The following is a 22,648-nucleotide window of genomic DNA, read 5'->3' as shown; positions in this document are numbered from 1 at the left end:
CGTTCAGCCCAGCCGTCGCAGCCGGGGCGCCAGGTCCGTTTCGAACAGCTGCAGGAACCGGCGCTGGTCGTGCCCGGGCGCGTGGAACACCAGGTGGTTGAGGCCCCACGTCACGTACTGGCCCACCTTCTCGACGGCCTCGTCCGGGTCGGAGGCCACGATCCAGCGCTTGGCGATCTGCTCGATCGGCAGGGCATCGGCGGCCTTCTCCATCTCGATCGGGTCGTCGATGCTGTGCTTCTGCTCGGCGGTCAGCGACAGCGGCGCCCAGAACCGGGTGTTCTGCAAGGCCAGCTCGGGGTCTGGGTCGTAGGAGATCTTGATTTCGATCATCTTGTCGATGTCGTCGGCGTCGCGGTTGGCCGCGGCCGCCCCGTCCAAGACGCCCGGAATCAGCTTTTCGGTGTAGAGCTCTTCGCCCTTGCCCGACGTGCAGATGAAACCGTCGCCGGCGCGTCCGGCGTATTTGGCCACCGCCGGACCGCCGGCGGCGATGTAGACCGGCACGCCGCCCTCGGGCACGTCGTAGATCGAAGCACCCTTGAGCCGGTAGTACTCGCCGTCGAAATCCACCCGGTCGCCGCGCCATAGTTCACGCATCAGCCGCACCGATTCGCGCAGCCGGGCGAACCGTTCCTTGACCTCCGGCCAGACCCCCTCGTATCCGGTGGCGATCTCGTTCAGCGCCTCGCCGGTGCCCACACCGAGGAAGACCCGCCCCGGGTACAGGCAGCCCATGGTGGCGAAGGCCTGCGCGATGACCGCGGGGTTGTAGCGGAAGGTCGGCGTGAGCACCGAAGTGCCCAGAAACAGCCGTTGAGTGCGTTCGCCGACCGCGGTCATCCAGGACAACGAGAACGGCGCGTGCCCGCCCTTGTGGCGCCACGGCTGGAAATGGTCACTGACCGTGGCGCTGTCCATGCCGTGTGCTTCTGCGGCGACGGCAAGCTCGACGAGCTCGCGGGGGGCGAATTGCTCAGCCGATGCCTTGTATCCGAGTTTGAGTTCAGCCACTCGTTCTTTCTACTCCTGCACCCGAGGAGCCGGTGTTGGCGCCGCACCGAAACCAGGTGTGAGCGCTGCGGCCGAATAGCGACCAGATTAGCCTCGATTGCGGCCCTGTAACGGCCCAGCGCCGGGTCTGGCCGTGGCGAAAATCGGTTGTTGACGCTCAAACGCGTTGCAGCCGTTAAGCTGACCGCGGTTATCGGGCTGGCAATGCCTTGATGTAGGAGAAGACATGGCCCACCAGCTGAAGACGGAGCTTGTTCAGGTTACCGACAAGGTTCACCTCGCCCATGGGCACGCGGTCAACTGGGTGCTGGTGACCGACGACACCGGGGTGATGTTGATCGACGCGGGTTATCCCGGCGATCGCGAGGAGGTGCTGGGGTCGCTGCGCCTGCTGGGCTATCAGCCCGGGGATGTGCGCGCAATTCTGCTGACCCACGCGCACATCGACCACTTGGGCACCGCGATCTGGTTCGCCCGCGAGCATCACACCCCGGTGTACTGCCATGCCGACGAGGTCGGGCACGCCAAGCGCGAGTACCTGGAGCAGGTGTCGATACTCGATATCGCACTGCGCATCTGGCGCCCCCGCTGGGCGGTGTGGACCGTTCATGTGGTGCGCAACGGCGGACTGGTCCGTGATGGCATTCCGACGACACGGCCATTGACCGCCGAGGTGGCCGCGGGGCTGCCGGGCCAACCGATGGCGATCTTCACTCCCGGACACACCAACGGGCATTGCTCGTATCTGGTCGACGGCGTACTGGCCAGCGGCGACGCCCTGATCACCGGCCATCCCCTGCTGCGTCGCGGCGGGCCGCAGCTGCTGCCGGCGGTGTTCAGCTACAGCCAGCAGAACTGCATCCGCAGCCTGTCGGCGCTGGCGCTGCTAGAAACCGAGATCCTGGCGCCCGGCCACGGTGAGCTGTGGCGCGGCCCGATCCGCGCGGCCACCGACGAGGCCCTGCAGCGAGCGGCAGCGTCCGCCCGCTGATCAGGGCTGAGCGGCTCACTCCGCCATGTCGCCCGCCGCGAACCAGACGCTCTCGCAGGACATTTCCACGTCGCAAAACAATTGCTCATAAGTCACTTCCCTCACCTCCTTCCCGATTCAAGGACGACGCGGTTTTCAGCGTCGCTTCGCCAGCAACCACCGGGTCGAATTCGGCGCGGCGGTCATCAGGGTGAGCCCGGCCGCCGTCAGCTCGTCCCGCACGGTTGCCGGGCTGACGCGCTGCAGCACCAGCGACTGGTGCCATCGCCGGCCATCGGCCGTCAAGGTGAACTCACCCGTGACGATGCCGCCGGCGTTGGAGTGGATCGTCAGGGTCGCTTCTGCTCCGTCGAAAGCCAAGGTCTTGGTCCAGCCCTGCTGCCGGGACGCCAACATCGAGGGCGGCACCCATTCGATGATGGCCTGGCCGGTCGGCGCGAGGTGGTGCGCAACCGTTGCCAGCATCGATCTGCGCGGCTGGGCGTCCGGGTAGTTGATCAGATTGGAGACCAGCAGCACGGCATCGAACTTCTCGGCCAGCCGGACGTCCTCGATGCGGGCCTGAATCACTCGGGCGCGGCGGATGTGCGCGAGCATCTCGGGCGAGTCGTCGACGGCCGTGACCCGGTGACCGAGCGCGGCCAGAGCGTCGGCGATACGCCCGGTGCCGGCGCCCAGCTCCAGCACCGAACTGCTGGGTGCCAGCAGCGACCGAATGCGCTCGATTTCGCCCAGTGACGGCATCCGCCGGTAGATTTCGACCGCGCTGCCGTCCTGTGTCACCACACTGACACCGGGTATCGTTGCGCTGCTTAACATTTAGGTAACTTTCCGTCAGGTCGTGCATATTGTCAACCCTGGTTGTCGATGTACTATAACGCCATGGCGGCGCCGGCAATCGCCGCGTTTGCGGAATCCTTACACCCGCGAACCCGGCCCCAGGCCCAGATGCGCACGCAGCGTCGCACCGGCGTACTCGGTGCGGAACACGCCGCGCTCCTGCAACAGCGGCACCACCCAATCGACGAATTCGTCCAGTCCGTGCGGTGTCAGATGCGGCACCAGGATGAACCCGTCACAGGCGTCGGCCTGGACGTAGCGGTCGATTTCGTCGGCAATGCGCGCGGGACTGCCGACAAACTGCTGGCGGCTGGTGACGGCGATGACCAGTTCCCGGATCGAGAGGTTCTCCGCGAAGGCCTTATCCCGGTACCGCCGTGCCAGCGCAACGGAATCCACGTGGCGAACGCGGCCCTGGCTGATGGCGCCGTCGGCGATCGGCTCCACATCGGGCAACGGGCCATCGGGGTCGTAGTCCGACAGGTCACGGCCCCACACCTGCTCGAGCATCGCGATCGCGGTGGCGCCGCTGACCTGTTGCCGGCGGATGTGTCGCGCCTTGTCCTGCGCCTCGGCATCGGTGTCCGCGATGACGACGGTCGCCGCCGGAAACACCTTGAGCTGGTTGGGGTCCCGGCCGTAGGAGCGGGCCCGGCCCTTCATGTCTGCGTAGTAGCGCTGACCGTCGTGCAGGGACGTGTGCAGGGTGAACACGGCGTCGGCATGGCGGGCTGCGAATGCCCGTCCCTGCGCGGAGTCGCCGGCTTGCAGCAGCACCGGATCCCCCTGCGGTCCCGCCGGAAGGGTGGCGAAACCGCCCACCTCGAAGTGGCTGCTCGAGTATTCGACGCGGCGGATTCGGTCCGGGTCGAGGTAGACGCCGCTCTCGACGTCAGCCGGCACCGCGCCGGGTGCCCAGCTGTCCCAGAACTTTCGGGCGACGGCGAGGAACTCCTCGGCCCGCGCGTATCGGTCGGCATGGTCGAGAAAGCCGCCGCGGCGAAAGTTGGCGCCGGTGAACGCGTCCGACGAGGTGACGATGTTCCAGCCGGCCCGGCCGTCGGACAGGTGGTCGAGCGTGGCGAATTGCCTTGCCACTTCGAATGGTTCGTTGAACGTGGTGTTGATGGTCCCGGTCAGGCCGATCCGGTCGGTGACGGCGGACAGCGCCGCCAGCACGGTGAAAGTGTCCGGCCGGCCTACCACGTCCAGGTCGTAGATCCGGCCCCGGTGCTCCCGTAACCGCAGCCCCTCGGCCAGGAAGAAGAAGTCGAACAGACCACGTTCGGCGGTGCGGGCCAGGTGCACGAAGGAGTCGAATTCGATCTGGCTGCCGGCACTCGGATCGGTCCACACCGTGGTGTTGTTCACCCCCGGGAAGTGGGCCGCGAGGTGAATGGACTTGCGGTTCATGAGGTTAGCCCCCAATGCCGCGCGATCAATTCATGCGAGCGCAGCCGATCCCGGTGCCGGTGCGTCACCGAGGTGATGACGAGTTCGTCGGCGCCGGTGATCCGTTGCAGTGCGCGCAACCGCTGCGCGACCTGGTCCGGGTTTCCGACGAATTGCGTTGCCAGCCGGTCGATGACCACGGCGCGCTGCTGGTCGGTCAGCGGAGCGCAATCGGCCGGGTCGGGATAGGGGATAGCCCCGCCGCCCGCCCGGATGGAGTACACCCAGTGGCCGTAACTGGATGCCAGCCGCTGGGCGGTGTCGGAGTCGTCGGCGACCACGACGTCCGCCGACACCACGACATAGGGCCGCGGCAGATACGCCGACGGCACGAAGGCGGCGCGGTAGGCGTCGACGGCGTCCAGCGCGGTGGCCGGGGTGAGGTGATAGCTGGCCACAAACGGCAATCCCAACGCACCCGCCAACGCGGCACTGCGCCCCTTGCTGCTGCCGAAGATCCATGGGGTCAGCGCGGCCCCTTCGCCGGGCACCGCGTGCACGTCGAAGCCGTCCACCCGATAGCCGCCGGCCAGCATGGCGATGATGTCGCCGACCTGCTCGGCGACGTCGGGTGCGACCGCCTCGGGCTGCTGCAGGATCGCCATGGTGGCTTGCACCCGGCCGCTTGCCAGCAGGGTGCGCAGGTCGAACGGCGGCGGAATCACCACACCGTCGACCTCGCGCCATTGCGCCGGCGGTCGCGGTACCCGAGGTTTGGCCGGGTCCCGCGGCGTGACGCCGCGTCGCTGCGCGGACCGGCCCAGGCCCAGATCGATGCGACCGGGATAGAAAGCGTCGAGCATGCCGAAGCTCTCGACCACCGCGGCAGCGGTGGTGTGGCTGAGCTGGACCGCGGCCGACCCTACCCGAATCCGGTTGGTGGCCGCGGCAATTTGACCGATCAGCACCGCCGGTGCGGCGCTGGCGACCGCGACGAAGTGATGCTCGGCGACCCAGAACCGGCGATAGCCCCAGCGCTCGGCGTGCTGAGCCAGCTCGACGGTGTTGCGCAGCGCCGTCGCCGCGTCGCTGCCGGCGCTGATCGGCGACAGGTCCAAGACCGACAGCGGGATCACCGGCTCACCGCCGCATATCGGTTGGGTGCGGCCGGCAGGCCGAGTCGCTGGCGCAGCGTCTCGGTGTCGCGATAACGCGTCCGGAACCGGCCGGCACGCTGCAGCAGCGGCACCACTTCGTCGACGATCACCGGAAGATCGAAAGCGTTCACCGCGGGCCGCAGCCGCGCACCGTCAACGCCGTGGCGCTGCCAATGCAGCAGCAGCTCAACCAAATCCGATGCGTCGCCCGTCCAGACGAGTGCGTCGGAGCGGAAGTCGCCGGCATCGTGGAAGCAAACCACCACGTCGGCAAACACTTTCAGCTGCCCGCCGGCGGCGCGCACGTCGTCGAGGATGCTCGGCAGCGATTGGTCGGTCGGCGTGATGAAGACGATATCTGCTGCGGCGGCCGCGAATTCATAGACGGGCACCGCGTGCGCCAGCGCGGCCACCACCGGCTGACCCTGCGGCGGCCGCGGGGTTATCGACGGCCCCTTGACCGCGAAGTACTTTCCGGCGAAGTCGACGTAATGCAATTTGTCCCGGTCGATGTAGCGCCCGGTGGCCGCGTCGCGGATCACCGCGTCGTCTTCCCAGCTGTCCCAGAGCCGGCGCACCACCTCGACGTAATCCCGGGCTTCGTCGAACAATTCGGCGGGGTTCACCGAGCGGCGGCCGAACAGGGCCGCCTCGTGGGTGGTGGCACTGACCCTGGGCTGCCAGCCGGCCCGGCCGTGCGACACAAAGTCAAGCGTGGCAATGGCTTTCGAAACGTGGAAGGGCTCGGTGTGGGTGATCGTGGCCACCGGGACCAGACCGATGTGCCGGGTCACGGGCGCGACGCGGGCCGCGACCAGCACGGCGTCGGCGCGGCCGGCCAGCCGCCGCGGATCGATTCGCTCGCGGCGGCCCGGCTGTGGCATCAACGTGTCGTCGATGGTCAGAAAGTCGAGCAGGCCGCGTTCGGCGGTGACCGCCACGTCGGCCCAGTAACCGCCGCTGAGCACCGACCGGGAGTCGACCGCCGCGGTTGTCCGCCAGGCTTGCGGGTGCCAGCCGTACCCGTCCAGCGCGACCGCCAGATGCAGCAGATCCGTCATGTCAGCCCTACACCCGTGTCGCGGTGACATACCTGGGGGTGATCGCCACGTCTCGGGGCCGCACACTCCAGTGGCCCGGCATTCCCATCGCGGCGAACAGCTCGACGACGTCGCGTTCCACCGTCTTCCAGCCATTGGATGCCAACCATTCCGGCAGATAACGGTATTCACCCGGATACGTCAGCGCGGCCAGGTCCACGTCCAGGCCGAACCTTCGCCAGCGGTCGACGAAAGCCCGTCCCGCCTTCTGCTGTAACGGTGTCCAGGTGGGCATGTGATCGGCGGCGAACCGGCTGCCGACCGCGCTCACCGCGGTGAGGTCGTTCAGCAACCGCTGCTGCCCGCCGGGCGGTAGGTAGCCCACGAGCAGGTTCTCGGCAATCCACACCGTGGGCTGGTCCGCGTCGAAACCGACCCGCCACAAGGCCGCGAGCCAATCCTGACGAAGGTCGATGCCGACCGCACGGCGGTGCGCGGTCGGCTTGACGCCCAGCCCGTGCAACAAGCCAGTCTTGAATTCGATCACCCGGGGCTGGTCTATCTCGTACACCGTCGTTCCCGGCGGCCACCACAGCCGATACGGCCGGGCGTCCAGGCCCGACCCCAGGATCACCGCCTGACGAATCCCCGCCCGGCCCGCCTCGGCAAGGAAACCGTCGAGGAACCGGGTGTGCGTCACCAGAATGTCGATGAGTCCGGCCGTTGTCCGGTTGTCGGCCGAGTCGGCTTGGTTGTCCTGGTCGGCCTCGCCCAGATCTCCGTCGATAATCCGGGTGAAGTACGGCACTCCCGCGGCGCGAACCAACGGTTCGGCGAATGGGTCGTTGAGCAACCCGGCGCCGGCGGCGACGGCCCTGGCGGTGGCGCCGAAGGTGGCGGTCACCCCGACGCCGGTGGCCGGATCCCAGTCGTCGTCATCGGTGCGTACCATCGCGCCTCACCTTGCTGCGCCTCGTCGCGCCTCGTCAAGCCTCGTCAAGCATCGTCACCGGCGGCGCAGCAGCAGCCCGGCGGCCGCACGCCAACCGAGCAACAACACCCCGGTGACCGACGAGGCGACCACGACGAAACTCACCGCCACACCGGCCGAACTGGCCTTGCGCAACACCATGCCGACCGCGACGGTGCCGATCCACACCGTCACCCCGGTGGGTATCACGCTGGTGGGCCGTCGCCAACCACGCGACACCAGCCATCCCGCAAGGGTCCCGCTGAGGAACGGCCATGCCGTCGTCGCGACGCCGCCGACACTGATGCCCTCGGCATGGCTGCGGCGCCCGAGAGCGCAGAAGATCAGGACGGCGACCACGTCGGTGGCCAACGAGCTCAGCCAGCAGAGCCTGTGCGGCGGTTGCATGCAGCGAGATTACCGGGCCGGGCAGGATGGGGTTCATGAGCACTGACACACCGCCCGCCTTCGACCGCTACGACCCGCTCGGGCTGGACGCGTCGCTGTCCCCCGACGAGCTCGCGGTGCGCGACACCGTCCGCCAATTCTGCGCCGAGCACGTGACACCGTTCGTCACCGAGTGGTTCGAGGACGGCGACCTGCCGGTGGCCCGCGAACTGGCCAAGCAGTTCGGCCAACTCGGCCTGCTGGGAATGCATTTGCACGGCTACGGATGTGGGGGCTCGTCGGCGGTCCACTACGGCCTGGCCTGCCTGGAGCTGGAAGCCGCCGATTCCGGCATCCGGTCGCTGGTGTCGGTACAGGGTTCGCTGGCGATGTTCGCGATCTGGCACCACGGCTCCGAGGAGCAGAAGCAGCAATGGCTGCCCGGCATGGCGGCCGGTGAGCTGGTCGGCTGCTTCGGGCTGACCGAACCCGACGCCGGGTCCGACCCGGCCGCCATGAAGACGCGGGCCCGACGTGATGGCTCGGATTGGCTGCTCGACGGGCGAAAGATGTGGATCACCAACGGTTCGGTCGCTGACGTGGCGATCGTATGGGCCGGCACCGACGAGGGGATCCGCGGCTTTGTCGTGCCCACCGACGCCCCGGGCTTTGCCGCCAACACCATTCACCACAAGCTCTCGCTGCGGGCGTCGATCACCAGCGAGTTGGTGCTCGACAGCGTCCGGTTGCCCGCAGAAGCGATGCTGCCCAACGCTATTGGACTCCGGGCGCCGCTGGCGTGCCTGTCCGAGGCGCGTTACGGAATCGCCTGGGGCGCAATGGGCGCGGCGCGCTCGGCGTGGCAGTCCGCGCTGGACTATTCGATGCAGCGCACCCAATTCGGTCGTCCCATCGCCGGATTCCAGTTGACTCAGGCGAAGCTCGTCGACATGGCCGTGGAACTGCACAAGGGCCAGCTGCTCGCGCTGCACCTCGGACGGGTCAAAGACCGTGTCGGCCTGCGTCCCGAACAGGTCAGTTTCGGCAAGCTCAATAACACCCGCGAAGCGATCGAGATCTGCCGGACCGCGCGGACGATCCTGGGCGGCAACGGAATATCGCTGGAGTACCCGGTGATCAGGCACATGGTCAACCTGGAATCGGTGCTGACCTACGAGGGCACCCCCGAGATGCACCAGCTGGTCCTCGGCCAGGCCTTCACCGGCCTGGCGGCATTCCGCTGACCCGGCGCCGGCGGGCCCTGTTGTCGAATCTAGCCCACCCGTGGCGCCGGGACAGGAGATGATGGGCTTATGTCACACCGGATCGTCATCGCCGTCGCTGTGTTCGGACTGTCCGTGAGCGCCCTGGCGGTATCCTCCACGGCCGCCGCCGATCCCACCGTCACCCTGCCGCCGATGACCTCGACCGGCAGCGGACCGAACATCGGTGGCGGCGGCGCAGCGCCGGGCGTTTCGCAGCAATTGACCGGTCTCACCAACCCGAACGTCCAAGAGGTCGACGGTTCGGACGCGGCGCAGTTCATCACCGCGGCCGCCGCGGTGACCGACCCGCAGCTGGCCGCCCCCTTCGTGCTGTTACGCCGCGTGCTGGCCTGCCAGAGCAACGGCGCGGGATCGGGCTCCCCGTTCGCGGCACGCGCCTACCGACGCGCCGACGGGCAATGGGGAGGCGCGATGTTGGTCACGGCCAAGAGCACCACTCCCAACGTCGACGCGTTGGTCAGCTGCGTCAAGACCAATTGGCGCCGGTCGACGGCGGGCGGCGAAAACGCCATGTGCAACAACGGCTGGACCACCCCAACCGACGGCGATCTGCGGCGCACCGAGGTCTACTACATCTTGCTCGCCGGCACGGCCGCGGATTTCTGCACCGCACTCAACGCCAGATACGCGGACAACGCAAGCGGCTGGCCGTGAGCTAGATTTCGTCGCCCGGTCCGTCGTGACACACCGGACCCGGCGGGCTCATCCGCCGAACAGCGGGCGCGGCATCACCGTGGGGGCCGCCCCGGCCCGCGACGTCGCGCTGTTCAGGCCGCTCCCGCCACCGCGGCCGGGCATTCCGGCAACAGGCAACCCACCCAACAGGTTTCCGCTCCCAGCTGACTGGGCCACCGGAACAGCGGCGGCGCCGCTGAACGGCGCGGCCGCGGGGCTGGCCGTCATCGCGGCCGAGGCCCAACTCGGCGGCACCGACAACGGTCCCAGCGACGCGGCCTTGCCCACTTCGGCCGCGATGGCCGAGGGTATGCCCGCCGTGAACAGCCCTGCCGCCGGCGCCGCCGCTCCGACACCGGACAGTGCCGAGCCCAGGGTCGCGGCTTCGCTCGCCACCACGGTGGTAGACGAGCCAAGAAGCTTTGCCACCGAGCTCACCGAGGACATTGCCGACATCGTCGAACTCATCGTCGAGGCGGCCGCACTGGCGGGCGACGTCAACGAGGACAGCAGGCTCAGGCATTCCGCGAAGGTCCACCCGGAGGTCGACGCCGCGACCGGCTGTGCAAGTTGCTGCAACGCCAGGGGCACCGTCGAGACAGCGCTGAGCGTCGCGGCGTTGACCGCCTTCCCGGCGGCCGCGGCCTGGTCGGCCAGCCCGGCCGGATTCGTCATCTCGGGGGGCGGCGCGAAACCCGTCAAGGTCGACGCCGCGGCCGCAGCACCGGCATAGCCATACATGGCGGCGGCATCTTGGGCCCACATCTCCCCGTATTCGGCTTCCACGGCCGCGATCGCGGGAGTGTTGACACCCAGCACGTTGGTCGCGCTCAGCAGCATCAGCAAGGCACGGTTGGCCGCGATCACCGGTAGCGGCACAACAGCCGCGCGCGCCGTTTCGAAGGCGCTCGCGGCCGCCCGCGCCTGAACAGCGCTCTGCCGGGCGAGGTCCGCGGTCGCTGTCAGCCACGCCAGGTAGGGCCCCATCGCCGTCGCCATCGCCACCGCTGCCTGGCCTATCCAGGTTTGGCCGGTGACGGCCGCGATGGTCGCGGCGCAGGAATTCGCCGCGCAGTAGAGCTCGTCGGCTACCGCTTCCCACGCCGCCGCAGCAAGCAGCAGCGACCCCGCTCCCGGACCGGCGTACATTCTTGCCGAAGTGACTTCGGGCGGCAAAGCACCGAAATCCATTTCTCTTGACCTCCAACTCAATTGGCCCTACGCGCATTGTGATGAACATCAGATGCGCTGCCGCTCAGCAGCTTTGACTCCTGAGGCGCCGGCGAAAACACCGATCGCAACGAGGACGCCCGCCGAAGACAGACCAATTGTCGGTTTTCAGCCGAGCCGTGAACGGGGTGCGGCGACTCGACTGGTCAGCGACGCGCTACGCAGAGCCGGGTCAAGAGCACCCGACCGGAGATGACGCAAGGCGGCGTGGCAGGTGGACTGCGCCCACCGAACACCATCGGGTCAACGAGCAGACCAACGAGACCGACCACCGTGAGCACGGCGACGACACCCAAGACCGGCGCGACTGACTGCGGCAGTACGGCCGTCGCCAGCTTGCCGGGACACGGCGATGCCGCAGCGTCGGAACGCTGCGCGTGCTGCCCGTCGACCACCAACTGAGCGGTCGGCGTCGCGAGCGTCGCGGGGCGCGACTGTGATAGGTGGGCCGGGGCAAAATCCCATCGCGGCAGCCCGCAATGACCGCCTGCCACCCCGAGCAGCAACGCGGCCAGAGCCGCGATGAGCGCAGCGCGGCCAAGCAGCCTCGAGGCAGCGCCCGCCTGCCGGATGTCCACGGCGGCAGCATATACCCCCCTCCCGTATATTGCAACCGTTGTGCCGTTCTCCAGAAAGGCACCGCCATTAGTCCCGACCGCACCCAACCGATAACGTCACTAGACGAACGAGACTGGCCGGCAATAAGTTTGATTCCTAACACGACCGGAAGCCAGACCGCAGCTAGTGCTCGACGCACCGTTGGGACCGGAAACAATCGACGTCAGCCCGGGCGAAGTCGTACGGTGTACATGCGCCGCAGTGACCCCGGGAACTGCCGCGGAATGACGAAAACCGAAGGAGGACCATGACGCCCCCACCCAGCGAAGGCCCGTCCGTCGGCAGGCGCCATCACGTCGTCATCATCGGCAGCGGTTTCGGCGGGCTGACCGCGGCCAAGGCACTCAAGCGGGCCGACGTCGACGTCACCCTCATCTCCAAGACGACCACCCACTTGTTCCAGCCGCTGCTGTACCAAGTGGCCACCGGAATCCTGTCCGAGGGTGACATCGCCCCGACCACCAGGCTGATCCTGCGCAACCAAAAGAACGTGCGGGTATTGCTGGGTGAGATCATCGACATGGACCTGAACGCGAAAACGGTCACGTCGAAATTGATGGACATGGAGACCGTCACGCCGTTCGACAGTCTCATCGTGGCCGCCGGTGCGCAGCAGTCCTATTTCGGCAACGACGATTTCGCCATCTTCGCGCCCGGCATGAAGACCATCGACGATGCCCTGGAGCTGCGTGGCCGCATCCTCGGCGCGTTCGAGGCCGCCGAAGTGGCCACCGACCATGCCGAGCGCGAACGCCGGCTGACCTTCGTCGTTGTCGGGGCCGGGCCCACCGGTGTGGAGCTCGCCGGGGAGATTGTCCAACTCGCCGAGCGCACCCTAGCCGGAGCGTTTCGCACCATTACGCCCAGCGAGTGCCGGGTAATCCTGATCGACGCCGCACCCGCGGTACTGCCGCCGATGGGCCCCAAGTTGGGTCTCAAGGCGCAACGAAAGCTCGAGAAGATGGACGTCGAAATCCAGCTGAACGCGATGGTGACCGCCGTGGATTACAAGGGCATCACGGTCCGGGACAAAGACGGCACCGAGCGCCGCATCGACTGCGCGTGCAAGGTGTGGGCGGCCGGCGTGCAGGCGAGCCCGCTGGGCAAGATGGTGGCCGAACAGTCCGAGGGAACCGAAATCGACCGCGCCGGAAGGGTGATCGTGGAGCCCGACCTCACCGTCAAGGGGCATCCGTACGTCTTCGTGGTCGGTGATTTGATGGCGGTGCCCGGAGTGCCGGGGATGGCCCAGGGCGCGATCCAGGGGGCGCGATATGCGACCACGATCATCAAGCACGCGGTGAAGGGCCACGACGACGCGGCCAACCGCAAGCCCTTCCACTATGTCAACAAGGGCAGCATGGCGCTCATCTCGCATTTCAGCGCCGTCACCAAGATCGGCAAGATCGAGTTCGCCGGCTTCTTCGCCTGGCTGGCGTGGCTGCTGCTGCATCTGCTGTACCTGGTGGGCCACCGCAACCGCATTGCCGCCGCGTACTCCTGGGGGCTTGCCTTCCTGGGCCGCACCCGCGGCCAGATGGCCATCACCAGCCAGATGGTCTACGCCAGGCTCGCGATGCGCTATGTCCAGGCGCACGCCGAACAAGGCGCGCTGGCCGCCGCCGAGCAGGCCGAAAAAGCCGAACAGCGAGCGGTCGGTTAGGTTGCGACTAAGCCGGCGAAGCCTAAACGGGGTCAGGTTTTCATTCTGCGCTGAGAGCGACGAAATCGCACTCAGCAGCGCTCTGGCCGCAGAGTGGACGCACTGGATGCAGGCTCGCTCGTCGAGCACACTCCATGACCCAACAACGTGACCGCCCCGATTAGCTCAACGCCCGATCCAGATCGGCGATCAGGTCGTCGGTGCCTTCCAGGCCGACCGAGATGCGGACCACGCCGTCACCCAGGCCGATCGCGGCGCGGCCCTCCGGGCCCATCGCCCGGTGCGTCGTGGTAGCCGGATGCGTGACAAGCGATTTCGCGTCCCCGAGGTTATTGGAGATATCGATCAGCGCGAGCTTGTCGAGCACCTCGAACGCCCGTTGCTTGGCCGCACTCTCCGGAGCGTCCAGCGCAAAGGTGACGACGGTCCCACCGCCGGACATTTGCCGCTTGGCCAGGTCGTACTGCGGATGTGACGGCAAAAACGGGTAGCGCACCCAACTCACCGCGGGATGGGCTTCCAGGAACGCTGCGATCCGCAGCGCCGAGGAATTGCTGTACTCCACCCGAACTGCAAGTGTCTCAAGGCCTTTCAGCAGCACCCAGGCATTGAAGGCGCTCATCGCCGGTCCGGTGTGGCGCATCAGCTTCTGCACCGGGCCGTCGATGTACTCCTTGTCACCGAGGATGGCGCCGCCGAGCACCCGGCCTTGGCCGTCGATGTGCTTGGTGCCCGAGTACACCACCACATCGACCCCGAGCGGAAAGCCCTGCTGCAGCAATGGCGTGGCAAAAACATTGTCCAGCACCACTTTTGCACCAGCGGCATGTGCCAGCTCGGTCACCGCGGCGATGTCCACCAGCGACTGCATGGGATTGGCCGGCGTCTCGAAGAACACCGCCTGGGTAGGCTTGGCGGCCAGCGCCTGCTCCCACTGCGACAGGTCGTCGCCGTCGACGAAAACCGTCTCCACTCCCCAGCGCGGCAGGATCTCGTTGCACACCACAAAACACGATCCGAACAAGCTGCGCGCGGCCACCAATCGATCACCGGCCGCCAACAGCGCGCCCAGCGAGGTGAACACCGCCGCCATGCCGCTGGCGGTGGCGAACGCCGCCGGCGCTCCCTCGATCAGCCGCAGCCGCTCCTCGAACATCGACACCGTCGGGTTGCCGTAGCGGGAGTACACGAAGTGGTCCAGCTCGCCGCTGAACGACTGCTCGGCCGTCGCCGCCGACTCGTAGACATAGCCGGACGTCAGATACATCGCCTCGGCGGTCTCGTCGAACCCCGAGCGCAGCAGCCCGCCGCGCACGCCGATGGTGGCCTGGCCGACACCGTCGGGCAGCGGCTTGGGCGTGCGGACCGAACCCTCGCCGGTCAACCCCGCCACCCCCGTCACCGGATCACCCCTGCCTCCAGGGCAATCCGATTGCCCGCCAACCGACTACACCACGATGACCCTCGGCGTCGAGGTGCCCTTCGAAGCCGTCCAGCACGTTGTAGGCCGGCGTGATCCCGGCGCGGGTTGCGGCTTCGGCGGCGCCAATGGAGCGATGACCGGAGCGGCATAGGAAAACGACCGGCCGTTCGCCCGAACCTTCCGCGGGCGCGATCACATCCTGTAATTCGGCGACGAAGTTCGGGTTGCGCGCTCCGTCGACGGTGTTCCACTCAATGTAGACGACGTCGCGGCCAAGGCTGGACAGGTCGGGTACACCGACGAAATGCCACTCGGCGGCGGTCCGCACGTCCACCAACACAGCCTCAGGGTGGTCGCTGAGCGTTTTCCATGCTTCGAGTGGCGTTAAATCTCCCGCGTAGCTCACTTGCCCGAGTCTCGCATACTGAGCCGATCGGCGACGTCTCGGGCGCGGCCGCGCGCGGTCCCCACGTCGGGCGCGGTAGCCAGCGCCACACCGAGCCTGCGTGGCACCCCGGCGTGCGCACTGGTAAACACCCGGACATCGCTTTCCGGGACGCTCAGCGCGGCCGTCAGCGTCTCGGCACTGGGTGCCACGCCGGCAGCGGCCCGGCCCGGCCCGATCACCCGGGCAGCGCCCGGCGACACCATCAAGGTGTCCACCCCAAGGCCCATGACCGCCCGGGCCTGCAGCTCGAAGGCGGAAAGCCGCTGGCTGCGCAGGGTCACCCAGGCGCTGTCGCCCGGCCACGCGGTGACGTCGGCGAAGTACACCTCGTCGCCGTTGACCATCAATTCGACGCCGAAGACACCCCGTCCGCCGAGCGCCTTCACGATGCGGGCGGCTATCGACCTGGCCGCGTCGTGTGCGGCGGTACTCAGCTGTTGCGGTTGCCAGGATTCCAGGTCCCGATCACCTCGGTCGTCTGCGCCGCGATAACCGACCGGCGCGCAGAAGGTGATTTCCGGTCCCGCCGGCCCGTCGGTGCACACCACGATCAGGGTGACCAGCACCTGGATATCGACCACCGTCTCGGCCCACACCCTGGGGTGTGCGCCCACGACCTCATCGCCGGCCGCGAGGCGCCAGGCGCGCTCGATCTCGTCGGACCCGCGGACCACCGATCGCTCCCGCCCGCTCACCTTGGCGACGGGTTTGACCATCAGCGGGTAGCCGGCGTGAGCGGCCACCGCCTGCAGTTCGGCAAGCGATCCGACGAACCAGAACGGCGCGGTAGGCAGGCCGAGTTCGTCGGCGGCCAGCTTGCGCAGGCCTTCCCGGTCACGGGTCAGCCGGACACTGCGGGCGCTGGGCACCAGCTCGGTGTGCCAACCGTCAGCCGGAGGCTGCCGGGCTTGGCCGGCTTGGAGAGCATCGAGCGCGTCGGCGCTGACCGCATCGGTGAGCGTCACCACGAAGTCCGGATGCAGCCGGGCGAAGAGGGCCCCCAGCTCGTCGGCATCGGTCATGGAGACGACCAGCGCCTGGTCGGCGACGCGGTGCGCGGGCGCATCGGGGCGTTCGTCGGCAGCGATCACCTCTGCGCCGAAGCCTTGTAACGCAACTGTCAGCTCCCGGCTCGGCTCGCCAGAGCCCAGCAACAACACCCGCGGCCTGCCATCGGGCTCGGCCGCAGCCGGCTGACCGGTTGCGGCGGGCGACACCTCCAGGGCCGTCGTCGCGTCGTCCCGAGCCGCGCCGTCGCTTGCGGCCGGCCGTTCGTCCTTACCGGTGAGCTCATCCCGTCCCTCGGTCAAGCCGTCAGTCACCAGCTCACCCTCTCCATCGGTAGTGGTCCTGCTGCCCAAGGCTCAAGGATAGGGGCGCTGGCGCGGGCACCGAACCCGGCGGCACCAGCGGGACCCGCGGCAACGCAATTACCCGCCGTAACCGTGGGCTCGATAAGAGAAAGGCGCTTCTGCGCTCATTTGTCGAGTTTTTGTGTAACCCTGCTCACAGCCCGGTGTTTGCCTGGCCCATGAGCACGTGGGTCCGGAGAGCGGCGGGCGGTCACTCGCGCCATCCGAAATAGAAGGCCCTTCGCGGACCGCGCAATTCCGTCAAGGAGAAAGTCCATGCCTTTCGTGATGACACAGCCGGCCGTGGATGCGGCCGGCGGGGCGACCAACGCCGGCGCCGCGGACCCTGGAGGAGCGCGCCGATGACCCCGGGAACCATCGGAATGGACTTTGCGGCGCTGCCGCCGGAAATCAATTCCGCCAGGATGTACGCCGGACCCGGTGCAGCTCCACTGCTGCACGCGGCGACGGCCTGGGGGCGGCTGGCCAACGAGCTCAATGCGACGGCCGCGTCCTACTCGGCGGTGATTTCCGGGCTCGCCGGTGAGGAGTGGCAAGGCCCCTCGGCGCTGTCCATGGCGGCCGCGGCTGCTCCCTACGTGGCGTGGATGAGGGCTACTGCCGCTCAGGCCGAGCAGGCCGCGGCTCAGGCCATCGCCGCGGCCAACGCCTACGAATCCGCGTATGCGGCGACGGTGCCCCCGGGGGAGATCGCGGCCAACCGCGGCACCATGATCTCGCTGGCGCGGACGAACATCTTCGGACAGAACACGCCGGCGATCGCCGCCAGTGAAGCCGATTACAGCGAAATGTGGGCTCAGGACATCGTCGCCATGGACGGTTACGCCGGCAGCTCGGCGGCCGCGTCGGAGTTGCCGCCGTTTACCGCCCCGCCGCAAACCACGACCGGGATCGAACCTGCGGCCGACGCCACCGGCGCCCAGACGGCGATCACGGCCGCCCCGGCCGCGGCATTGACGACCGCCGCGTTGCCAACGGCCCAGTCGGTCGGATTGCCGACGCCGCTGGGCGAGCTCGATCTGCTGGTGGCCGCAGCGGTGATCGTCGCGGCCGGCAGCTGGGGGCTGCAGGCGGCGCAGCTGATCGAAATCTATCGCCACGACGAGGTCGACGAATGGGAGAAGGATCCGGGCGCCAAGGGAGCCGACGACGGTGCCGACGGCGGCTCGCCTGATGTCCTTGGCCCCAGCCGCGGAAGGACCAACCCCGTCCCACTGCCGGGGCGGGTATTCACCCCGCCCCAGCCGCCGGTCACCGCGCTGTCCGGCTACTCGGCCAGTATCGGCGGGCTTTCGGTGCCACAGGGCTGGATGCTTCCCCCGGCAGTGCGCCAAGTCGCTGCGATGTTCCCCGGCACCACACCGATGTTCATGACAGGTAGTTCGGACGACGGGTATGCCGGCATGGCGGCGGCGGGTTTGGCCGGGACCAGCCTGGCGGGCCTGGCGGCCCGGGGCAGCGCCTCCTCGTCGACCCCGGCCGCGGCCGCACCGGCAGCGGGCGGCGGGGCCGCGGCGGCCAGCAGACCAGCGGCGAACGCGCCCTCGATCCCGGCGGCCGCCGGCACGAACATCCCGGGCTTGCCGTCCGGTTTACCGCCCGGCGTGGTAGCCAACCTGGCCGCGACGCTGGCGGCGATCCCGGGGGCGACCATCATCGTGGTGCCTCCCAACCCCAGCCAAAGCCAGTAGCTCCCTAGGGCTGGCCGGGAAGCAGCCGCACCATCAGGCCGGTGCCCTCGGCCAACGTCGCCTCGCCGGAATCGCGCGCGTCGACCAATTCCGCGGACACGAACGCCTTGCGGCCCTCGGTACGCGTCACTCGTCCCCGGATGACCAGCGGCGTATCGATCGGGGTGATCTTGCGGTAGTCGACGTGCAGGAAGGCCGTCCGGCTGATCGGCCGCCCGGCCGCATGCGACACCATGCCGAACATGTGGTCGAACAGCAACGGCAGCACGCCACCGTGCACCGCGTGGTTGCCGCCGACATGAAACCGGCTGAACGAACCCGTCATTTCCACACCGTCGGGCCGGTAGCGGGTCAACGTCCACGGCGGCAGCAACAGGCTGCCCATGCCGGGCAGATCGGGGGTTCGCCCGGCCGGCCCCTTTCCTTCCTCCGCCTGGAACGGGCCCAGCAGCTCGACTAGCGCGGCGGCGCGCGCGGCGGCCTCGTCCCACACGTCGTCACCCGGGTCTGCCGACACCGCCAGGTCCTGCAACCGGCGCATCGTCGTCACGAAACGGCGGAAGCCCGCGCCGGGGCTGGCCGGACCGTATTCCGGAAAGCCGCCGTGGTGCTGGTATTCGGGATCTTCTTCTTCGGGGCATCCGTCTGAACCCAGCGAGGAATAGTGCGTCACGGGCGGGCCGCCAGGACGTCGCGGCGTACGACGGTCTGATCCCGGCCGGGACCCACACCGATGCACGAAACCGGTGCTCCGGCAAGCTCTTCCAGGCGCAGCACGTAGTCACGGGCCTTGGCGGGCAGGTCGTCGAAGTCGCGCGCGGCGGAGATGTCTTCCCACCATCCCGGCAGCTCCTGGTAGACCGGCTCGGCACGGCACAGATCGCTCTGGGTCATCGGCATCTCGTCGGTGTGCTTTCCGTCGATCCGATAGCCGACACACACCGGCACCGTTTCCAGGCTGGACAGCACGTCGAGTTTGGTCAGGAAGAAGTCGGTGATGCCGTTGACCCGGGTGGCGTAGCGCGCGACGACGGCGTCGAACCAGCCACAGCGCCGGCGCCGGCCGGTGGTCACCCCGAATTCGCCGCCAGTCTTGGACAGGTATTCACCGTTCTCGTCGAATAGCTCGGTGGGGAACGGACCCGAACCCACCCGGGTGGTGTAGGCCTTGAGGATGCCCAGTACCGTCCGAATTCGGGTGGGGCCGATGCCCGAGCCCACGGCCGCCCCGCCCGCGGTCGGGTTCGACGAGGTCACATAGGGGTAGGTGCCGTGGTCGACGTCGAGCAGCGTGCCCTGGGAGCCTTCCAGCAACACCGTTTGGCCGGCATCGAGCGCATTGTTGAGCAGTAGCCGGGTGTCGGCGATGCGATGGCGGAAGCCGTCGGCCTGCTCCAGCAGCGACTCGACCACCTGCTCCGGCTCCAGGGCCTTGCGGTTGTAGATCTTGACCAGCACCTGGTTCTTGAACTCGAGTGCGGCCTGGACCTTGTGGGCCAGCTGCTCGGGGTTGAGCACATCGGCGACCCGGATCCCCATGCGGGCCACCTTGTCCTGGTAGCAGGGGCCGATGCCGCGGCCGGTGGTGCCGATCTTCTTGCTGCCCATGTAGCGCTCGGTCACCTTGTCGATGGCCACGTGGTAGGGCATGAGCAGATGCGCGTCGGCCGAGATCAGCAGCTTGGAGGTGTCGACCCCGCGCTCTTCCAGGCCGTGCAGCTCGTCAAGCAGGACCCCGGGGTCGATCACCACGCCGTTGCCGATGACGTTGGTGACGCCGGGGGTCAGCACGCCCGACGGGATGAGGTGCAACGCGAAGTTCTCGCCGGTCGGCAGCACGACCGTGTGCCCGGCATTGTTGCCGCCCTGGTAACGCACCACCCACTGCACCCGCCCCCCGAGCAGATCGGTGGCTTTACCCTTGCCCTCGTCGCCCCACTGGGCGCCGATCAAGACGATTGCCGGCATGACGCGCTCCCACCTGCTCTCGCGGGTTGTGCCCGCCTATTGTGGTCCAGCCGGTGACTTACCCTACCCAGCGGTTTGCGAGGAACCATGCATAACGGGGCGAAACCGCCCAGCACCGCGGTATTGGTGTTCGGTGATCGGCCGGTGCCTGCCACGTTGACCGGCCTGCCGACGCATCGACCCGACGACGTCGACACCGCAGTGCGCGCCTGCCGGCGGCTCGTCGTGGTCGGCGATGACGCCGACCTTGCCGGCGTGCTGACCCGGCTGCTGCGCGTCGACCGGCTCGACATCGAGGTCGGCTACGCGCCGCGGCGGCGCACCAGGGCCTGCCGGGTGTACCGGTTGCCGGCCGGGCGCCGTGCGGCGCGGCGGGCGCGGCGGGGAACGGCGCATCGGGTGCCGCTGATCCGGGACGAGACCGGGACGGTGATCGTCGGCCGCGCCCGTTGGCGACCTGTTGATCCGGCGCAGTTGATCCACGGCGAGGCGGTGGTCGACGACACCGTGTTGTTCGACGGCGATGTCGCCGGGGTGTTGATCGAGCCGTCCCCAGAGCTGCCGGGCCTGCGGGCCGCCCTGGACACCGGACCGTGGCGCCGCTGGGTCAGCGGACGCGCCGCTCAGCTGGGCACCACCGGTGCCCGCGTGGTGCGCGACGGTGTCGCGGCACCCCGATCGGTGCGAAGATCCGCGTTCTACCGCCACGTCGAAGGCTGGCTGCTCGTCCGGTAGTTTTCGACCGGTGAAAGAGACGGGCCTGCACGAGTCGGTGCGACCCAGCCCGATATTTCTGGGCCTGGTCGCACTGACGGCCATGGGCGGGGCGCTGGCGTGGCTGGCCGGGGCCAGTGTGCGGCCGTTGGCTTATGCCGGGGTGTTCATCTTCGTGATCGCCGGCTGGTTGGTCTCGCTGTGCCTGCACGAGTTCGGACATGCGTTCACCGCCTGGCGATTCGGCGACCACGACGCCGCGGTGCGCGGCTACCTGACGCTGGACCCGCGGCGCTACAGCCATCCGGCCATGTCGCTGCTGCTGCCGATGGTGTTCATCGCGTTGGGTGGCATCGGCCTGCCGGGCGCGGCGGTCTACCTGCGGACCTGGTTTATGACGCCGACCCGTCGCAGTCTGGTCAGCCTGGCCGGGCCGGCGGCCAATCTGGCGCTGGCGATCCTGCTGCTGACCGCAACCCGGTTGCTCTACGACGAGCACCACTGGGTGCTGTGGGCCGGGGTGGCGTTCCTGGGCTTCTTGCAGATCATGGCGCTGGTGCTGAACCTGCTGCCGATCCCGGGCCTGGACGGTTACGACGCTTTGGAGCCGCACCTGAGTCCGGAGACGCAGCGGGCGCTGGCGCCGGCCAAACAGTTCGGCATCTTCATCCTGCTGTTCGTGCTGCTGGCGCCGGTGTTGAACCAGTGGCTGTTCGGGCTGGTGGGCTGGCTCTTTGACTTCTCCGGTGTGCCGCACGTGCTCGCGGGGGCCGGCAATTCGCTGACCCGCTTCTGGGGCCGCTGGATCTGACCCCGTTGCAATATATGCATGAGTGTGCATATATTGATGGCTATGGGTGCCGGTCACAATCACAGTCACACGACTACAGCGGCGAGCGCCTCTCGGATGATCCCCCGGATGGTCATCGCCGCGGCCATCCTGGCGGCGTTCTTCGTGGTGGAACTGACCACGGCGCTGCTGATCAACTCGATCGCGCTGCTGGCCGACGCCGGACACATGCTCACCGACGTCGTCGCCGTGTTCATGGGGCTGGCCGCCGTCGTGCTCGCCAGGCGCGGCAGCTCGTCACCGGATCGCACCTACGGCTGGCATCGAGCCGAGGTGTTCACCGCGGTAGCCAACGCGGTGCTGCTGATTGGGGTCGCGCTGTTCATCCTCTACGAAGCGGTGGACCGGCTTCGCGAGGCTCCCGCGGTGCCCGGGATGCCGATGATCGTGGTGGCGCTGGCGGGCCTGGTCGCAAACTTCGTCGTGGCGATGCTGCTGCGGTCCCATTCCGAGGGCAGTCTTGCGGTCAAGGGCGCCTACATGGAAGTCGTGGCCGATACCGTCGGCAGCTTCGGCGTGTTGATCGCCGGCGTGGTCACCGTCACGACGCGCTGGCCCTATGCCGACGTGGTGGTCGCCGTGCTGGTCGCATCGTGGGTAGCGCCGAGGGCGCTGTCGCTGGCCCGCGCGGCATTGCGCATCCTTTCCGAGTCGTCACCCAGCCACATCGACGTGGCCGAGCTTCGGTCGGCGCTGGGCTCCGTGGACGGTGTGACGGACGTGCATGACCTGCACGTGTGGACACTTTCGCCGGGCAAGGACATGGTCACCGCACACCTGACCAGCGGCGGCGAATTGACCACCGTGCTGCGGGACGCGCGCGCGCTGCTCTACGCCCGGGGGCTGAAGCACGCCACTGTTCAGGTAGAGCTTCCCGAGGATGCCGGACACTGCGCTGCCAACCTGTAACCATGACCG

General features: G+C 68.1%; 22 protein-coding genes. 8 read left to right on the top strand and 14 right to left on the bottom strand.

From position 1 onward, the window contains the following. Positions 1 to 3: 3 nt before the first annotated feature. Positions 4 to 1,014 carry a glucose-6-phosphate dehydrogenase (coenzyme-F420) gene (fgd, locus tag B4U45_RS17245; RefSeq protein WP_219859468.1) on the bottom strand — a complete coding sequence of 337 codons (1,011 nt, stop codon included), beginning with the start codon at positions 1,012 to 1,014 and terminating at the stop codon, positions 4 to 6. A 226-nt stretch (positions 1,015 to 1,240) separates the two neighbouring features. Here fgd and B4U45_RS17240 point away from each other — a divergent pair, with 226 nt between their 5' ends. After that, entirely contained in the window at positions 1,241 to 2,005 is a 765-nt protein-coding gene (locus B4U45_RS17240; RefSeq protein WP_075546299.1) for an MBL fold metallo-hydrolase, read from the top strand. Positions 2,006 to 2,140: 135 nt separating this feature from the next. On the opposite strand, the gene B4U45_RS17235 is transcribed toward B4U45_RS17240, so the two are convergent. The 6 genes from B4U45_RS17235 to B4U45_RS17210 all read right to left on the bottom strand — a co-directional run bounded on the left by B4U45_RS17235 (position 2,141) and on the right by B4U45_RS17210 (position 7,812). After that, positions 2,141 to 2,824, bottom strand: a complete 684-nt coding sequence (locus B4U45_RS17235; protein ID WP_075546300.1) for a class I SAM-dependent methyltransferase — start codon at positions 2,822 to 2,824, stop codon at positions 2,141 to 2,143. 99 nt (positions 2,825 to 2,923) lie between these two features. Beyond that, positions 2,924 to 4,258, bottom strand: coding sequence for an NtaA/DmoA family FMN-dependent monooxygenase (locus tag B4U45_RS17230; RefSeq protein WP_075546301.1), 1,335 nt, complete (start codon positions 4,256 to 4,258; stop codon positions 2,924 to 2,926). Then, positions 4,255 to 5,373 carry an LLM class flavin-dependent oxidoreductase gene (locus B4U45_RS17225; protein WP_075546302.1) on the bottom strand — a complete coding sequence of 373 codons (1,119 nt, stop codon included), beginning with the start codon at positions 5,371 to 5,373 and terminating at the stop codon, positions 4,255 to 4,257. The genes B4U45_RS17230 and B4U45_RS17225 overlap by 4 nt, the downstream gene beginning before the upstream one ends. After that, positions 5,370 to 6,455, bottom strand: coding sequence for an LLM class flavin-dependent oxidoreductase (locus tag B4U45_RS17220; RefSeq protein ID WP_075546303.1), 1,086 nt, complete (start codon positions 6,453 to 6,455; stop codon positions 5,370 to 5,372). The genes B4U45_RS17225 and B4U45_RS17220 overlap by 4 nt, the downstream gene beginning before the upstream one ends. A 7-nt stretch (positions 6,456 to 6,462) precedes the next feature. Further along, complete coding sequence (locus tag B4U45_RS17215) at positions 6,463 to 7,386, bottom strand: SAM-dependent methyltransferase (protein ID WP_075546304.1); 924 nt, start codon at positions 7,384 to 7,386, stop codon at positions 6,463 to 6,465. 54 nt (positions 7,387 to 7,440) lie between these two features. Continuing rightward, a complete protein-coding gene (locus tag B4U45_RS17210) occupies positions 7,441 to 7,812 on the bottom strand; it encodes a DUF3054 domain-containing protein (RefSeq protein WP_075546305.1) in 372 nt (123 codons plus the stop codon). Between the two features lie 35 nt (positions 7,813 to 7,847). Here B4U45_RS17210 and B4U45_RS17205 point away from each other — a divergent pair, with 35 nt between their 5' ends. Next, complete coding sequence (locus B4U45_RS17205) at positions 7,848 to 9,035, top strand: acyl-CoA dehydrogenase (protein ID WP_075546328.1); 1,188 nt, start codon at positions 7,848 to 7,850, stop codon at positions 9,033 to 9,035. A 69-nt stretch (positions 9,036 to 9,104) separates the two neighbouring features. Then, complete coding sequence (locus B4U45_RS17200; protein ID WP_075546306.1) at positions 9,105 to 9,731, top strand: hypothetical protein; 627 nt, start codon at positions 9,105 to 9,107, stop codon at positions 9,729 to 9,731. A 48-nt stretch (positions 9,732 to 9,779) separates the two neighbouring features. On the opposite strand, the gene B4U45_RS17195 is transcribed toward B4U45_RS17200, so the two are convergent. Further along, positions 9,780 to 10,943, bottom strand: a complete 1,164-nt coding sequence (locus tag B4U45_RS17195) for a PPE family protein (protein ID WP_075546307.1) — start codon at positions 10,941 to 10,943, stop codon at positions 9,780 to 9,782. A 185-nt stretch (positions 10,944 to 11,128) separates the two neighbouring features. Next, the gene (lpqS, locus tag B4U45_RS17190) at positions 11,129 to 11,560 is read right to left on the bottom strand and encodes a putative copper homeostasis (lipo)protein LpqS (RefSeq protein WP_075546308.1); all 432 of its coding nucleotides are present in this window, start codon (positions 11,558 to 11,560) and stop codon (positions 11,129 to 11,131) included. Positions 11,561 to 11,847: 287 nt separating this feature from the next. On the opposite strand from lpqS, the gene B4U45_RS17185 reads away from it, so the two are divergent. Then, positions 11,848 to 13,263 (top strand): NAD(P)/FAD-dependent oxidoreductase, encoded by a 1,416-nt coding sequence (locus B4U45_RS17185; protein WP_099223589.1) that lies wholly within the window; start codon positions 11,848 to 11,850, stop codon positions 13,261 to 13,263. Between the two features lie 160 nt (positions 13,264 to 13,423). On the opposite strand, the gene B4U45_RS17180 is transcribed toward B4U45_RS17185, so the two are convergent. Genes B4U45_RS17180 through purT form a run of 3 tightly spaced genes read right to left on the bottom strand, consistent with a single transcriptional unit; the run spans position 13,424 to position 16,456 of the window. Further along, a complete protein-coding gene (locus B4U45_RS17180; RefSeq protein WP_075546329.1) occupies positions 13,424 to 14,647 on the bottom strand; it encodes an O-succinylhomoserine sulfhydrylase in 1,224 nt (407 codons plus the stop codon). Positions 14,648 to 14,669: 22 nt separating this feature from the next. Continuing rightward, positions 14,670 to 15,092, bottom strand: a complete 423-nt coding sequence (locus tag B4U45_RS17175; protein WP_099184529.1) for a rhodanese-like domain-containing protein — start codon at positions 15,090 to 15,092, stop codon at positions 14,670 to 14,672. Next, entirely contained in the window at positions 15,089 to 16,456 is a 1,368-nt protein-coding gene (gene purT / locus B4U45_RS17170) for a formate-dependent phosphoribosylglycinamide formyltransferase (protein WP_075546311.1), read from the bottom strand. The genes B4U45_RS17175 and purT overlap by 4 nt, the downstream gene beginning before the upstream one ends. A gap of 413 nt (positions 16,457 to 16,869) precedes the next feature. On the opposite strand from purT, the gene B4U45_RS17165 reads away from it, so the two are divergent. Further along, a complete protein-coding gene (locus B4U45_RS17165) occupies positions 16,870 to 18,198 on the top strand; it encodes a PPE family protein (protein WP_075546330.1) in 1,329 nt (442 codons plus the stop codon). Between the two features lie 4 nt (positions 18,199 to 18,202). On the opposite strand, the gene B4U45_RS17160 is transcribed toward B4U45_RS17165, so the two are convergent. Further along, complete coding sequence (locus tag B4U45_RS17160; protein WP_089025230.1) at positions 18,203 to 18,853, bottom strand: PaaI family thioesterase; 651 nt, start codon at positions 18,851 to 18,853, stop codon at positions 18,203 to 18,205. 14 nt (positions 18,854 to 18,867) lie between these two features. Then, entirely contained in the window at positions 18,868 to 20,166 is a 1,299-nt protein-coding gene (locus B4U45_RS17155) for an adenylosuccinate synthase (RefSeq protein WP_075546313.1), read from the bottom strand. An 87-nt stretch (positions 20,167 to 20,253) separates the two neighbouring features. Between B4U45_RS17155 and B4U45_RS17150 the strand changes: the two genes are divergently transcribed. The 3 genes from B4U45_RS17150 to B4U45_RS17140 are packed head-to-tail and all read left to right on the top strand — an operon-like array spanning position 20,254 to position 22,639. Then, positions 20,254 to 20,901 (top strand): peptidase M50, encoded by a 648-nt coding sequence (locus B4U45_RS17150; RefSeq protein WP_083155205.1) that lies wholly within the window; start codon positions 20,254 to 20,256, stop codon positions 20,899 to 20,901. A gap of 10 nt (positions 20,902 to 20,911) precedes the next feature. Then, positions 20,912 to 21,691, top strand: coding sequence for a site-2 protease family protein (locus tag B4U45_RS17145; RefSeq protein WP_075546315.1), 780 nt, complete (start codon positions 20,912 to 20,914; stop codon positions 21,689 to 21,691). 42 nt (positions 21,692 to 21,733) lie between these two features. After that, a complete protein-coding gene (locus B4U45_RS17140) occupies positions 21,734 to 22,639 on the top strand; it encodes a cation diffusion facilitator family transporter (protein WP_075546316.1) in 906 nt (301 codons plus the stop codon). Positions 22,640 to 22,648: the final 9 nt, after the last annotated feature.

Source organism: Mycobacterium persicum (assembly GCF_002086915.1).
GTDB classification, from domain to species: Bacteria; Actinomycetota; Actinomycetes; order Mycobacteriales; family Mycobacteriaceae; genus Mycobacterium; species Mycobacterium persicum.
The sequence above is the reverse complement of the archived record's forward strand: the minus strand, read 5'-3'. Positions and strand labels throughout refer to the sequence as shown.